This is a genomic window from Dehalococcoidia bacterium, from assembly GCA_041649635.1.
In the GTDB taxonomy this organism is placed as follows: Bacteria; Chloroflexota; Dehalococcoidia; order E44-bin15; family E44-bin15; genus JAYEHL01.
Genome location: JBAZMV010000001.1, coordinates 346227 through 360154, shown reverse-complemented (window position 1 = coordinate 360154; position 13928 = coordinate 346227). Strand labels below are relative to the sequence as shown.

Genomic DNA, 13928 nt, shown 5'->3' with positions numbered 1-13928 from the left:
TTAGGGGATGCATTACGCTGAAGTAGCGGTCAACTCCCCTGGGGCGCGGCGCATGACATTCTGTTACGCTGTGCCTCCTCATATGTCCGTAGAGTTGGGCCATGCTGTAGAGGTGCCTTTCGGGCCCAGGGTGGCGCAGGGCATAGTCGTCGAACTGTCGGAAATCCCTTCCGTAGAAGACACCAGGGAGATAAAAGGCCTCATTGACCCGCAGCCGATCATTTCTCCAACCCATATCGAACTGGCGCGCTGGATCAGTAACCACTATCTCTCTCCCATATCCGATGCTGTTGCTTTGATGACGCCTCCCGGCTTCGAGCGCAGGGTTATCACCTATTTGTCGGCAGTTCCCGACGTCGGTAATGATGTTCTCGAATCTCTTACGCTGGAGCAGAGGCAGGCGCTGGATATCGTCGGCACCTCCACCATCGATTCGAAAGAAATCGATAAAATTTTCGGCAGGCGCCGCTCCGCGGACATCATCAAACAACTCCTTCAAAAAGGTCTGCTGGACAGGACTTTCAAGCTGGGAGCACCCAAAGTTAATCCCAAAATTTCACCTTATATCCGTCTCGCTGTCGAGCCGCAGGAGGCCAAAAAAGAGGCCGACCGCCTGCGCAAAGAGAGCAGGGCCTACAAGCAGGCCGGGCTCATGGATTTCCTCAGAGCCAGCCCGCATCTGCCCGTGGATATGGTGAAACGTTTCGGTTTCACCAGTCAGGTCGTGGCCGAACTCAAGAAGAAGAAGCTTATTTTTGTTGATAAGGTTAGGGTATATCGAGACCCTCTGGCGCATCGTAATTTCCAGCTCGACATAGCTCCGGAGCTCACCTCGCTGCAAGAGAACGCCTGGAGGGAGATCAAGGCCGCGATGACGATATCGAAAAAGCCGGAGGTTTTCCTGCTGCACGGCGTCACCGGCAGCGGCAAGACGGAGATATATCTTCGCGCACTGGAACAGACGATCGAAATCGGAAAGAAGGCCATCGTGCTGGTGCCGGAGATCGCGCTTACGCCGCAGACGGTGGCACGGTTCGCCGCCCGTTTCCCCGGCAGGATCGCCGTGCTGCACAGCAAGCTTAGCATGGGGGAGAAGTTCGACGAGTGGTGGCGCATAAAGCAGGGAGAGTTCGATGTGGTCATAGGCCCGCGCGGCGCCGTCTTCGCGCCCCAGCCTGACCTCGGTCTTATCGTCGTGGATGAAGAGCACGAATGGACTTACAAGCAGCACGAGCAATCGCCGCGCTACAACGCCAAGGATGTCGCCATCGAGCTGGCGCGGCTTACGGGCGCGACGGTCATCCTGGGAAGCGCCTCGCCGGATGTCATAAGCTACCATCGCAGCAGACGGGGAGAATATCGCCTCCTGGAGATGCCCGAGCGCATCGCAAAGGGAGAGAAGCAGGTAAGAATCGTCGATATGCGCGAGGAGCTAAAGGCGGGCAACCGCAGTATCTTCAGCCGTGCGCTCAGCTCGGATATCGGCAGGGCGCTGGCGGCGCAGGAGCAGGTGATACTTTTCCTGAACCGCAGGGGGGCCGCAACGTTTGTGCAGTGCAGGGATTGCGGGCATGTGCTGCGGTGCAGGCGCTGCGATATATCGATGACCTATCACTCCGCCGACGAAGACCTGGTATGCCATCACTGCAACAGCCATCAGAAGCTGCCTTCGGTCTGTCCCGAGTGTAAGAGCAAGCGCATCAGATTCCTGGGGCTGGGCACGCAGAAGGTTGAGGAGGAGATAAAACTGCTCTTCCCTCAGGCCCGGCTCATGCGCTGGGATCGAGACGTTATCAGCAGCAAATACTCGCACGAGGAGATACTGGAGCGCTTCATGGCGCACGAGGCCGATATCCTCATCGGCACGCAGATGATAGCAAAAGGACTGGATTTTCCTCTCGTCACGCTCGTCGGCGTCATCAACGCCGATGTCAATCTCAACCTGCCCGACTTCCGCTCCGCCGAGCGCACGTTCCAGCTGCTGTCCCAGGTCGCGGGCAGGGCGGGCAGGGGCGCGCTGGGGGGGCAGGTCATAGTGCAGAGCTACTCGCCGGAGCACTATGCCGTGGCATGCGTCGCCGAGCAGGATTACGCCTGCTTCTATGAGAAGGAGATAGCGCTGCGCCGCCAGTACCGCAATCCTCCGTTCAGCCGCCTGGCGCGCCTGCTGTATACCGATACGAATGATGAGAACTGCCGCAGGGAGTCCGAGGCGATGTACCGCCGCTTGAAATCGGAGGCGGATTCGTGGGGAGCGCAGGTGTCGCTCATCGGTCCTGCGCCGGCTTTCGTGAGGCGGGTGCGCGGGCGATACCGCTGGCAGATAGTGATGCGCGCCGACGACCCGGCGTCGCTGCTGTCGAAGATGTCCATCCCGCCGCGCTGGGCCGTAGATATCGATCCGGTGAGTTTGCTATAAGCGCCTAATGTCATTGCGAGTCCTTCCATGATCGATATTGTACGGAAGGATTCCTCGATAGCACTATGCGGAAGAGCGACGTGGCAATCTCGTCAACTCCCTACGTTGGCTATCAGGTAAGGGCTTGATTAATCAAGCCCCTACGGACACCCCTATCCTTCCATATACCTCAATATCATGGAATGACCGTCCCCGATTCATCGGGGTACCTCTCTTTGGTTGTCGACGTTCGTTTAGTCGAAGGGTTTACAAAGAGGTATGCCATAGATATCGAACCAGTGAGTTTTCTTTGACATGTAATACAGCGACCGCTATAATATTGCGAGTAATCAGGATTGAGTTATGGCTGTTTTACCTGTTGTGACAAACCCGGACCCCGTGCTGCGCCGCAAGGCCAAGCGCGTCAACCATGTCGACGATTCTTTGAACAGGCTTATCGATGACATGCTTGAGACCATGTACGACGCGTCGGGCTGCGGGCTGGCGGCCCCTCAGGTAGGCGTTTCGCTCAAGATAGCGGTGATAGGGATGCCGGATGAGGAGCCTATCGTGCTGGTGAACCCGGAGGTGGTGAAAAAGTCCGGGGAACGGACCGTTATCGAGGGCTGTCTCAGCGTGCCCGGCTACCGGGGCGAGATAAAACGCGCGGAGCAGGTAACGGTGAAGGCCTTCGATCGTAAGGGTAAGGCGTTCCGCATAAAGGCGGATGAACTGCTGGCGGAGGCCCTGGAGCACGAGATAGATCATTTGAACGGTATCCTGTATATAGACCATCTTGAGAGCCCGGACAAGCTCGAGAAAATTACGGATGATGATACCACGCCGGAGATTTAGGCAGCGCCCCGATATTGAAAGAAGAGATGATGCAGGTAATAGCTAAGGTGAGGGGGCTTCTCGACGAAAATTCCATCGAAGGCTACCTTGCGGGCGGTACTGTGCGCGACGCGGTGATGGGGCGCGACAGCGACGACATCGACATCGTAATCGGGGCATCGCCTTTTAAAGTCGGACGCGATCTCGCCTCCGCCATGAACGGCAAGTTCGTTCCCCTCGATGAGGTTAATGATATAGCTAGGATAGCATTGTATGACGAGGCGCCGCTGCACATCGATCTGGCCAAGATGCGGGGCAGCATCGCGGAGGATCTGTCGCTGAGGGATTTCACTATAGACGCGATGGCGGTCGGTCTTGGCGATATCGACAACCTTAACAGCAGTGTTATCGATCCTTTCGGCGGGCGCGGCGACATCGAGTCTCGAGTCGTGCGTTCGATCAGCGAGGACGCTTTTAAGCAAGACCCGGCGCGTTTGCTGCGTGCGGTTCGTCTCGCTACGGAATTCGGCTACGAGATCGACGGGGATACGCTGGCGCAGATAAAACGCAATCACGCACTCATCATGCAGATTTCCGCGGAAAGGGTGCGCGACGAGCTCTGCCGCATCATAGCCGCGCCGAAGGCCGCTGTTTGGCTGCGTATGCTGGATGAGCTTGGTTTACTGATGGCTGTCTTCCCGGAGCTCGCCGAGACCAGGGGCGCCGAGCAGCCCAAGGAGCATTACTGGGATGTGCTGCAGCACTCGTTTGAGACGGTGGCCGCGATCGAGTTCCTGCTTCATATCGAAGGGTCGCAGCATTTCGGCGGCGACATACTGTCGCTTTCGCCGTGGTCGACCGAGCTTGAGGGATACTTCTCGGAGGAGATCGCCGGCGGCCGCAGCAGGATGATGTTGCTCAAGCTCTCCGGGTTGCTTCACGATATCGCCAAGCCGCAGACCAGGATGTTCGAGGAGTCCGGGCGGATGCGGTTCTTCGGCCATTCCCAGGAGGGGGCCGAGGTCGTTCGCGGCATAATGGAACGCCTGAAATTCAGTTCGCGCGAGAGGGAAATGGTTTGCGCGATGGTGGAGCACCACCTGAGGCCGGGGCAGCTGGCGCGGGACAGCGAGCTTCCCACGCGGCGCGCCGTATATCGATACTTTAGAGATGTCGCTGACGTAGCCATCGACACCATATTTCTCAATCTGGCGGATCACCTGGCCGCGCGCGGGCCCATGATAGAACAGGACAAGTGGCGCGAGCATGCGGATACGTTGAGGTATGTCATCGAGGAGCGTTTCAGGGAGGACGGCGTCGTAAAACCTCCCAAGATCATCGATGGAAATGATATAATCGGTAAATACGGTTTAACGCCGGGGCCGGAGATCGGCAGGCTGCTGGAGGCCGTCCGCGAAGCGCAGGCCTCGGGAGAGGTGGCTACAAAGGAAGAAGCCCTGTCGCTTGTTAAGAGGCTGATAGGCTTGCAAAGTTGAGGTAAGGTAAAGGTAGTATGGGCAGAAGAAATATTATCACTTTAGCTATTATTGTTGTTCTATTCGCCTTCTCGGTGTCGGTGGTGGCTGTGACCGATATCTTCGGGCGCAGCGGCATGACGCTGGGATTGGACCTCAAGGGCGGTGTTTATCTGGAATACCAGGCCGAGTTCGGCAATGAATCAGCAGCAGATAATGCAGGCCGTCTCGAGGAAACTAAGAGGATTATCGAAAAGCGCGTCAACGAATTGGGCGTAGGGGAGCCGGATATCTATACAATGAACCCGGACCGTATTGTGGTTCAGCTCCCGGGTTTCGCCGATATCGAGGGGGCCAAGAGCCTGGTGGGATCAACCGCAGAGCTTATCTTCCGCGAGCCGGTTACCGGTGTGAGCACATCGCTGGTCGGGTCTGTTAACGCTAGTGATAATGTAATAGCTGTCGCCAGCACCAGCGGCTTTGGCGTGGGGGATGTTTTCGGCGTAGGTTCGGGTAGCACTGCCGAGACACAGACCATAGTCGATATGAATCAGGCGGATATGACGTTCAGCGTTACTCCGGGGTTTGATTACGATCATGCGGATGGTGAAAGCATAGTTAACCAGTGGACACCTGCAATAGGGCTGATCGACGGCGAAGAATATGTGCTTGCGGGCAAGTACCTTCTACCGAAGTGTCTTGCGACTGTAGACCAAACATCAAACCAACCAATAGTGGCCTTTGAGTGGAACGATGATGGTGCCATGCTCTTTTCTCAGATAACGGGGCGTCTTGTAGGTCAGCCGCTCGGTATCTTCTTGGACAATGAGCTTATATCAGCTGCAACAGTAAAGACTCAGATTGGAGCCAATGGCCAGATTGACGGTTTGACATGGGAAGAAGCAGAGAATCTGGCCATACAATTGAACACAGGCGCCTTGCCGATAACATTGCACGAGGTAAGAACACAGAAGATCGATCCTATACTTGGTGCGGATTCGCTGCATGATGGGCTTGTGGCCGGCATCATTGGCCTGGCGTTGATATTCATATTCATGATTGTCTACTACAAGATATCAGGTTTGATGGCGTGCCTGGCTTTGCTGGTATATGGAGCCATCGTGCTGGCGATATTCAAGCTGATGCCGGTAACTTTAACCATGTCCGGCATAGCCGCGGTGGTGCTGTCTATAGGCATGGCGGTGGATGCCAACGTCCTCATTTTCGAGAGGATAAAAGAGGAGCTGAGGGCGGGTAAGTCGCTGGGGGCGGCTATAGAGACGGGATTCAGCCGCGCCTGGCCGGCCATCCGCGACAGCAACTTCACCACGATAATCATATGCATCATCCTGTTCTGGTTCGGCGATGCCCTGGGAGCCGCTCCGGTTAAAGGCTTTGGATTAACGCTGGGCATCGGTATACTGGTCAGCATGTTGACGGCGATTATAGTTACCAGGGCTTTTATGCGGGCTCTGACATTCACTCCATTAGCAAAGAAGGTTAAACTTTTCCATCCGTAGGAGAGACACGTGATAGATTTCATGGGCAAACGTAAATGGTTTTTTATAGCATCGGGGGTGTTGTTGCTCCTTTGCATAGTTTTCATCCTTCCCGTCGGTCCGTTCGGGCTCACATGGGGCGTAGAATTCACCAGCGGCTCTTCACTTACTGTGGTCTTTGAGAATGACGACGTAACGCAAGCTGATCTGCTAGCTGAGATGGCGGCTCTAGGACACAGCGAGGCGGTCATTCAGAAAACCGAGGCTAATGAGTTCATAATAAGGTTGAACACACTGGAGGAATCGGTACAGGATCCGGATACAGGAAAGACGGTCAGCGAGCTGGAGCTGATACACACAACACTGGAAGATAAGTTCGGTGAGCTTGATATCCCCAGCTCGTACGGCATATCCCCCAGCCTTTCAAAGTCTGTAGCAAGGAATGCCACTATCGCCGTCATCGTAGCATCCATCGCCATGATCATATATATCGCGTGGGCATTCAGAAAGCTGATGCACTCCGTCCGTTATGGCTTTTGCGCCGTGCTGGGGCTGGTGCATGATGTCATTGTGGTACTCGGTATATATGCTATTCTGGGCAATGCTTTTCCGCTTGAGGTGAACATGATGTTCATCGCGGGCATACTGACGGTGATAGGCTATAGTATAAACAATACAATTGTTGTTTTCGACAGGATACGCGAGAACTTCCTTAAGAATCCAAACGCTCCTATTGAAGAGACGTTTAATCGTGCTATCACCGAGACACTCAGCCGCAACATAAATACCAGCTTCCTGGTGTTGCTTGTCTGCGTGGCCCTGCTGGCCCTGGGCGGCGATACCATCCGCGATTTTATGGTAATACTGACGGTTGGCGTCATAGTCGGCACTTACAGTTCGATCGCCATAGCTACCGCATTGCTGATCGAGTGGGAAAAAGGCTCGCTGGGTCGTATCCTGGGGCGGCTGAATCCCCGGCGCGCGTTTGCCAGAAGCTAAATATCGTTCTATAAGAGACATCGCGGCAGGTCTTTCCGGAGCCTTATTATTCGAATTTCGCCGTGTTGCGGGCAGGAGGGTTGACAGCGGCGGAGGCCACACGATAGAATGCGTTTGCTTGGAACAGGCGCTCTTCATGCAAGAGAGAGCCGGGCTGACAATCATTGCAGTGGGATAAAACCCGCGGGACTGAGCTTCCTGCGGGTTTTTATGTACCAGTCTGAATCGATAGACTACTACTAAGAACCAGCAGGAACACCGTTTATCACAATAGCCTGGGGGTAAATATTGTTCGGTACAAAAACCAGCGCGGCGGGGCTGTCAGTTCTCTCTAATACTCTGCTGATCGTGCTTAAGCTCACTGCGGGCATCCTCAGCGGCAGCGTCAGCATAATAGCCGAGGCTATTCACAGCGCCAATGACCTCATAGCGGCCTTGATAGCGTTCTTCAGCATACGCATGGCCAGCAAACCTGCCGATAGTCAGCATCCCTACGGGCACGGCAAGATCGAGAATATCAGCGGAACGATAGAAGCGATACTTATTTTTATTGCCGCCGGCTTTATCGTTTATGAGGCAATCGACAAGATAATAAATAAAGCCGAGGTTGAGAAGCTATGGCTGGGCATCGGGATCATGGCTGTGTCGGCGGTCGTCAATCTCTTTGTGTCCAGACACCTTCTCCGTGTTGCCCATCGTGATGATTCCATAGCGCTGGAGGCTGACGGCCGGCACCTTACCGTTGATGTATTTACGTCTGCGGGTGTGGCGCTCGGGCTCCTGGTGGTTGAACTGACCGGGCTTAATATCCTCGATCCAATTATCGCTATAGCTGTCGCTTTGCTAATACTGAAGATGGCCTATGATCTAACCAAAAAGGCCTTTCCACCTCTTATCGATTCCAAGCTGCCTGAAGATGAAGAGCGTCTGGTCGCATTGTGCGTGGAAGAGCATATCGGGCCGCTGGGAGAGGCCGTCGGTTTCCATAAGCTGCGCACGCGCAAATCGGGCAGCGAGCGCTATGTGGAACTGCATCTGGTCATGGCCAGCGACGGCAGTATAGAGCAGGCTCACAATCTGTGCGATCACCTGGAGGGAGATATAATGTCCAAGCTGCCGAATGCCCATGTGACGATCCATGTCGAGCCCTGCGACCACGAGTGTGATGAGTGCACCGGGACGTGTCCGCCGCCCCCGCCGGCGCCCTGATGTTAGGAGGGGTGATTTGTAAACGGGATTATCGATATCCTGTATCTCAAATCCCCCTTAGTCCCCCTTTTATAAAGGGGGATTTATAGGAGGACTCCTGCACTTCTTTAACAGGTTCGTTATAGTTTGTGCGTCGCTTTTATCCTGCGGAAGAGTTCATCCGTATCCGGCGGCGACCATATCCGGCGCGGCTTGCCCGAAGCGTCGCCCGCCTTGGGAGAGTCCAGCAGCACGTTTATCGTCGCGTCCACCGATGTCGCCAGGGCTTCAAGGTTGTAGCCGCCCTCAAGCGCAAAGACTAATCTTTTGTCACAAAGCTCATCAGCCAGTTTCTTAAGCATAGTCGCCATTCTGGTGTATCCCGGCGCGGAGACCTGCATACCGGCTATGCTGTCGGCCCAGTGCGCGTCATAGCCTGCGGAGACGAGTATAAGCTGCGGCTTGAATCGCTTGGTCACAGGGGCGAGAACTTCCTCGAAGGCGCGGACGTATTCCGCGTCGCCGCATCCGCCGGGCATGGGTACGTTCACCGTGTATCCCTCGCCATCGCCGCTGCCGATCTCGTCGACGTCGCCGCTACCGGGGTAGAAAGGATACTGGTGCGTGGAGAAGTAGAGCACGCTTGAGTCGCTGTAGAACGCATCCTGCGTTCCGTTGCCGTGGTGCACATCGAAGTCGACGATCATCACTCGTTCGAGCTTATGTTTGGCGATGGCGTCTCTGGCAGCTATGGCGATGTTGTTGAAGATGCAGAAGCCCATGGCGGCGCTGCGCACGGCGTGGTGCCCCGGCGGGCGTACTAAGGCGAACGAATAAGTTACGTCGCCTGACATCACAGCATCTACGGCGGCGATGAGGCCTCCCGCCGCGTACAAAGCAGCCTCATAGGAGGAAGGCGAGGCAACGGTATCGCCGTCAAGGTAGCCGCCGCCGCGTTTCACAAAAGATTCGATGTCTGAGATGTACGAAGGCGAGTGTACGCGCGCCACCTGGTCGATGGATGCGGCCTGCGCGTTCAGGGGAACCAGCTTATCCATCGTTCCCTCATTATTTAGATGCGACATTATCGATACTAATCTGGATGCGGTTTCACAGTGCATCCCGGTATCGTGCTCCAGATATATCGGATGGTAGACAAGTCCAACGCTCATGTCTTCCTCCTTTACATTGAGTTCATTGAGACTGAGGCATATATGATTAAGCGATGATCGTTCCCCTATTATTCCCCATTGTAATAATCATCGGGTAGGGGCAGGGCTTGCCCTGCCCGATATCAGGGCGCAGCAAGCAGCGCCCCTACGGTAACAAGGCGTCTGGATTATCCGGTCAAGCCGGATGATGACATTACAACACCCCTAATACCCCGTTCCTTCCGCGGAAGGATACCTCTTTATTGGAGTTTTCTTATAATAACAAACCGCGCCAGTCCGGGCAATTGCGGATTGCCCAGCTACGTGTCGCTATGCTATACTCCACCTGGTGCGGGAGACGGCAGTATAGCGGATGTGTCCCCGCAGCGAAAAATACGAACAGTCGAATTTCAAAAATATCGAAGATAATCAGGAGGAACGAATGGCTGAACAGCTAAGCATCACCACAAAGAACTGCACGGTCGAGAGGGAAGGACATATCATAATCGTCACGCTGAATCGTCCGGAGGCGAAAAATGCGCTGACCCCGTCCATGTTGATCGGGATGTACAAGGCGTGGCGAATGCTGGATGAGGATAATGATATCTATTGCGCCGTAATCACGGGCAAGGGCGATACGTTCTGCGCGGGCATGGACCTGAAGTCGGGGACGGCCCCCGAGGAGAACGTGGAGGAGATACAGAAGCTGATGCAGGAGATACCCAATCTGCACTGGCAGGCGCTGCTCCGCGAGAATCGTCCCAACAAGCCTATCATAATGGCGGTCGAGGGGTACGCCGTGGCCGGCGGCACAGAGATACTGATGGGCACCGACATACGTGTAGGCGCCGATGACTCCAAGTTCGGCGTGACCGAGGTGGTGCGCAGCCTCTATCCCATGGCGGGCACCGCGTTCCGCATACCGCGTCAGATACCTTATTGCAGGGCGGCGGAGATCCTGCTGCTGGGCCATCACATACCGGCGCAGCAGGCCATGGAGTGGGGGCTTATCAACCGCGTGGTTCCCAAGGGGAAGGCGCTGGAGGAGGCCATGAATATAGCCCGCCAGATGTGCGATAACGGGCCGATATCGATCAGGGCTATCACGCGCACGTTGCGCGAGATCGACGCGTCGGTGCCGTACGATGAGGCGCTGAGGCAGATGGACGCACTAGGCTGGCCGGTCTTCGCCTCCGAGGATTCCAAGGAAGGCATGAAGGCTTTTAAAGAGAAACGCAAACCGGAGTATAAGAACAAGTAGTCAAGAGGGCGAGCGGGTCGACGCTATCCGTCGATGTTATCAGGCCCCTGTGCAGTTAAGAGCGCGGGGGCCTTGTGTTATATGTCAACCCCCTGGCCCCCACTCTTGGGGGGAGTTTAAATTGGGGGACACCCCCAAGTCCCCCGGCAGGAGAGAAATCTCCTGCACCTTTTCGTTAATTTCGTCATAGTCAAAACGCCGCCGCCGCCTTCTGTGGCAGGGGCGGTTCGCGAACCGCCCCTACGTGGTATCGCAATCGGCTTTTTTGCATTGCCCCTTGCATATCGCTGTGCTATACTCCACCTATCACAGGAGGGCGCTATGAGTGAAGGCGAGAATGCTATCCCCGATGTATACAGCGATCAGTTTATCGTCAGCGGCGGGCCGTATGGTATGGCGTTGAGCTTCAGAAAGTCGCCGCCGGAGCCGGGGCCGGGAAAGGTGCCGGATACCGTTGCGCGCGTTTGGATGAGCTACGAGCATGCCAAGATGATGACCTTTGTGCTGGCCAGGCATATCAAGAAGATCGAGAGGGAGGGCGGCGTCTCCTTTCAGTTGCCGTACAGGGTGTTGTCCGATCTGGGAGTGGGTAAAGAGGATTGGGAATCATTCTGGCAGTCGCCCCCTGATTTCAAGGGATAGCGGCTTGTCGTTGCGGAGTTGCCGATGCCGTTAGAGTTCTCCAATGTCGCCGCGCAGATAGAAAACATGGCGGCTCAGGCCGGGCTCGATGGCGAGGAGCGCAGGGGCCGCCTGGCGCGGGCGCTCAAGCTCTTTGCCGGGGCGGATGAGGTTGCCCTTATTTCCAAGATAGCGTCTTGCAATACACCGTGGCCTGTAGCCGGAATAGCTCAAGGCTTCAACCTGAAGTATGATGCCCCGCTGTGTCCACAGGAGTTCACGGTGCTGGCTACGGACGGCTCGCATATCGAGGTCGATCGTCACAGCTCGCTCAGGTGCTATCTGATAAATATAGGCAGCGTCGTTTTACAGTATGGTGTAAATCCTGACGCGTGTATCACAAGCGAGGCGCGCATATACTTCGGCGAAGACTTGACTCTGATCGATCCCGCGAGCGGCAGGGTGGAACTGATAGAGGGGCCTCTGCTGGGGGTGAAGCGCGCCATTGCGGAATGCGCCGCGCTCGCCGATACCGTTTCGAAACAACCCATAGATCGAGCAACCCTGGCGATGGCGGACGGGTCGCTGGTATTGTGGGGGCTCTCTCCTAGGGATTATGAGGGGTTCATTCGCGGGGAGCTGCTGGATAAGGATTATCTGGGCGCTTTCGATATTATGAAACGTCGAAGCGAAGAGGGCCCGTTCGCCCTGTGCGCCTGCACCAGCTTCCCACGCAACGCGGATCTTGTGAACGCGCTGCGGGTTTACGTCTGCGGCTGCGACCCGGCGGATTGCGAGCGCTGCCGCGCCGAGGGGCGCGAGCGCGAGTGCGATGATTTAAACGGGATTACAGACATCGCCGTTTTCGATGCCGTGCTCGATACAGGACAGAGGTCGGCTCTGTATCTGAGCGGCTCGAAATACGTGCATAAATACTACGGTGAACATCAGATATACTTCTATTATTTGAAAGCTGACGAGGAGATTCTCAGGGTGGAGGTGCCGCAGTGGGTTGCCGGGCGCGATGACCTGGTCGGATTAACGCATGCGCTGGTGCTTGACCAGTGCCGCCGCGGGCTGGGCTATCCGGCGGCCTTGATGGAGGCGCACGAGAAGGCCGTGGTCACGGCCGCGGACCGCGAGGCGTTCCGCCTGCTGGTGGAGCAGGCTATGGTTGATAAAGGGATAGACATGCAATCATCCGGCAAGAGCCGCAGCAAGCGGACGAGGTGGGTATAAGTAAGATAATTGAGACTGGAGCGTCGAAGTGAATAGAATCGAGCAAGCAGTTTCGCTTTTTAATGAAGGGTTCAACTGCTCGCAGGCGGTGTTTACAACGTTCGCCGCGGAGATGGGCGTTGAGCGCGATGTCGCGTTGAAGATGGCTCAGGGGTTTGGCGGCGGTATGGGGCTTATGGGCGAAACGTGCGGCGCCGTAACAGGCGCGTTTATGGTTATCGGCCTCAAATACGGCAGGACGAGTGTCAACGACGATGAAGCAAAGCGCAAGACTAATGCCCTGGTTAAGGAATTCGTCGAGAAATTCAAGGCCAAGAATGGTACTATTGAATGCAGGGAGCTGCTGGGATGCGATATCGGCACCCCTGAGGGAAATCGAATCGCAAAGGAGAGGCAGTTGTTTTCTACTGTTTGTCCCGGTTTCGTGCGGGATGCAGCGGAGATTCTGGAAATGATATTATAATCAATTACAGTTGAGAAAGATTTACCGGTCAGGCTAATTAATATATTAATGAGAGGTGAGGTATGAAAGGGAAGTCCACTAGCAAAAACACGAATATGAAGTTAACCGCTAAAGAGGAAGAGCTCATCAGGTTGAGCCATATGCTGAGAGGAGAACTAAACTGCGCTAACTGGCATTTCACAACGTGGAAACACTTATGGGATTCTATTGAGGAATATTCAGAAGAGATGAACGTGGCGCATACTTTCTTTACGTTGAGCATGCGCGGCCATTTACTGGAGACGCTGCTGCGCTTGAATAAAATGCTGGATGAGAATCAGGATGGCACCGCGAGCATCTTCTATCTGCTGGATTTTGCCGAGAAGAACATGGATATATTTGCCGTTCCTGCCGCCGATAGAAGGAAGCGCTACGAGGAAGAAATGATCCTCGAGAAGCAGGTTGAGGAAGAGAAGACCTTTCAATTAACACATGATGTAATCAAGGAGCATAGAACGAAGTTAAAGGATATGCCCCTAAAGAAGCTGAAGAAGTGGGAGGATGATGCGCTTGCGTATATAGACAGGAAAGTTGCCAAGAAGCACATCAACGTTTTCGACGAGTGCCCGGTGGATATCGATGAGATTAATCGCACTATAGATACGGTGCATGAGATATTAAATGTGTACAGCGTTGCTTATGACGGCCAGAATTGGGATAAAGACCTGGTCTTTACGCATGGTATTAAGAACATGCTGGACGCGATCAAGGCGGGCAGGAAACAGGGTGCTAAGTAGAGAGGGGCGCTATTACCGTAGGAG

12 protein-coding genes are annotated in these 13928 nt (G+C 55.1%); 11 read left to right on the top strand and 1 reads right to left on the bottom strand.

Annotated features, from left to right (window positions below; all coding sequences use genetic code 11):
* The first annotated feature begins 7 nt into the window (after nt 1–7).
* The 6 genes from priA (at nt 8) to WC562_01695 (ending at nt 8414) form a co-directional block, all read left to right on the top strand.
* Nucleotides 8–2419: a primosomal protein N' gene (gene priA, locus WC562_01720; protein MFA5054878.1), complete on the top strand. Its 2412-nt coding sequence runs from the start codon at nt 8–10 to the stop codon at nt 2417–2419.
* Between the two features lie 342 nt (nt 2420–2761).
* Complete coding sequence (gene def / locus WC562_01715) at nt 2762–3253, top strand: peptide deformylase (protein MFA5054877.1); 492 nt, start codon at nt 2762–2764, stop codon at nt 3251–3253.
* Nucleotides 3254–3267: 14 nt separating this feature from the next.
* Nucleotides 3268–4728 (top strand): HD domain-containing protein, encoded by a 1461-nt coding sequence (locus tag WC562_01710; GenBank protein MFA5054876.1) that lies wholly within the window; start codon nt 3268–3270, stop codon nt 4726–4728.
* Nucleotides 4729–4745: 17 nt separating this feature from the next.
* Nucleotides 4746–6227: a protein translocase subunit SecD gene (secD, locus tag WC562_01705; protein ID MFA5054875.1), complete on the top strand. Its 1482-nt coding sequence runs from the start codon at nt 4746–4748 to the stop codon at nt 6225–6227.
* A gap of 9 nt (nt 6228–6236) precedes the next feature.
* Complete coding sequence (gene secF, locus WC562_01700; protein MFA5054874.1) at nt 6237–7205, top strand: protein translocase subunit SecF; 969 nt, start codon at nt 6237–6239, stop codon at nt 7203–7205.
* Between the two features lie 288 nt (nt 7206–7493).
* Entirely contained in the window at nt 7494–8414 is a 921-nt protein-coding gene (locus WC562_01695; GenBank protein MFA5054873.1) for a cation diffusion facilitator family transporter, read from the top strand.
* A 119-nt stretch (nt 8415–8533) separates the two neighbouring features.
* On the opposite strand, the gene WC562_01690 is transcribed toward WC562_01695, so the two are convergent.
* The gene (locus tag WC562_01690) at nt 8534–9565 is read right to left on the bottom strand and encodes a histone deacetylase (protein MFA5054872.1); all 1032 of its coding nucleotides are present in this window, start codon (nt 9563–9565) and stop codon (nt 8534–8536) included.
* A gap of 421 nt (nt 9566–9986) precedes the next feature.
* On the opposite strand from WC562_01690, the gene WC562_01685 reads away from it, so the two are divergent.
* The 5 genes from WC562_01685 (at nt 9987) to WC562_01665 (ending at nt 13904) form a co-directional block, all read left to right on the top strand.
* The gene (locus WC562_01685; GenBank protein MFA5054871.1) at nt 9987–10805 is read left to right on the top strand and encodes a crotonase/enoyl-CoA hydratase family protein; all 819 of its coding nucleotides are present in this window, start codon (nt 9987–9989) and stop codon (nt 10803–10805) included.
* 321 nt (nt 10806–11126) lie between these two features.
* A complete protein-coding gene (locus tag WC562_01680; protein MFA5054870.1) occupies nt 11127–11447 on the top strand; it encodes a hypothetical protein in 321 nt (106 codons plus the stop codon).
* A 24-nt stretch (nt 11448–11471) separates the two neighbouring features.
* The gene (locus tag WC562_01675) at nt 11472–12665 is read left to right on the top strand and encodes a DNA double-strand break repair nuclease NurA (GenBank protein ID MFA5054869.1); all 1194 of its coding nucleotides are present in this window, start codon (nt 11472–11474) and stop codon (nt 12663–12665) included.
* Nucleotides 12666–12693: 28 nt separating this feature from the next.
* The gene (locus tag WC562_01670) at nt 12694–13128 is read left to right on the top strand and encodes a C-GCAxxG-C-C family protein (protein ID MFA5054868.1); all 435 of its coding nucleotides are present in this window, start codon (nt 12694–12696) and stop codon (nt 13126–13128) included.
* Between the two features lie 62 nt (nt 13129–13190).
* Entirely contained in the window at nt 13191–13904 is a 714-nt protein-coding gene (locus WC562_01665; protein ID MFA5054867.1) for a hypothetical protein, read from the top strand.
* Nucleotides 13905–13928 lie beyond the last annotated feature (24 nt).

Bases quoted from the DNA above. Each gene is read 5' to 3' on its own strand.
- priA (MFA5054878.1), top strand. From the start codon at position 8: ATGCATTACGCTGAAGTAGCGGTCAACTCCCCTGGGGCGCGGCGCATG.
- def (MFA5054877.1), top strand. From the start codon at position 2,762: ATGGCTGTTTTACCTGTTGTGACAAACCCGGACCCCGTGCTGCGCCGC.
- secD (MFA5054875.1), top strand. From the start codon at position 4,746: ATGGGCAGAAGAAATATTATCACTTTAGCTATTATTGTTGTTCTATTC.
- WC562_01690 (MFA5054872.1), bottom strand. From the start codon at position 9,565: ATGAGCGTTGGACTTGTCTACCATCCGATATATCTGGAGCACGATACC.
- WC562_01685 (MFA5054871.1), top strand. From the start codon at position 9,987: ATGGCTGAACAGCTAAGCATCACCACAAAGAACTGCACGGTCGAGAGG.
- WC562_01680 (MFA5054870.1), top strand. From the start codon at position 11,127: ATGAGTGAAGGCGAGAATGCTATCCCCGATGTATACAGCGATCAGTTT.
- WC562_01675 (MFA5054869.1), top strand. From the start codon at position 11,472: ATGCCGTTAGAGTTCTCCAATGTCGCCGCGCAGATAGAAAACATGGCG.
- WC562_01665 (MFA5054867.1), top strand. From the start codon at position 13,191: ATGAAAGGGAAGTCCACTAGCAAAAACACGAATATGAAGTTAACCGCT.